This is a genomic window from Neisseria maigaei (assembly GCF_958267405.1).
Taxonomy (GTDB): Bacteria; Pseudomonadota; Gammaproteobacteria; order Burkholderiales; family Neisseriaceae; genus Neisseria; species Neisseria bergeri.
Genome location: NZ_CATQFT010000027.1, coordinates 1 through 315 on the forward strand (window position 1 = coordinate 1; position 315 = coordinate 315).

General features: G+C 52.4%; 1 protein-coding gene. It reads left to right on the forward strand.

The genetic code is table 11. The features are described 5' to 3' along the window. Positions 1 to 64 precede the first annotated feature (64 nt). Positions 65 to 315: transposase (locus Q3O06_RS05400; RefSeq protein WP_301818008.1), on the forward strand; the 251-nt coding region annotated here is incomplete at its 3' end.

Consider the following 315-nt stretch of genomic DNA (forward strand, 5'->3'; position numbering starts at 1 on the left):
TGAGACCTTTGCAAAATTCCCCAAAATCCCCTAAATTCCCACCAAGACATTTAGGGGATTTCTCATGAGCACCTTCTTCCGGCAAACCGCACAAGCCATGATTGCCAAACACATCGACCACTTCCCGCTATTGAAGTTGGACCGGGTGATTGATTGGCAGCCGATCGAACAATACCTGAACCGTCAAAGAACCCGTTACCTTAGAGACCACCGCGGTCGTCCCGCCTATCCCCTGTTGTCCATGTTCAAAGCCGTCCTGCTCGGACAATGGCACAGCCTCTCCGATCCCGAACTCGAACACAACCTCATCACCCG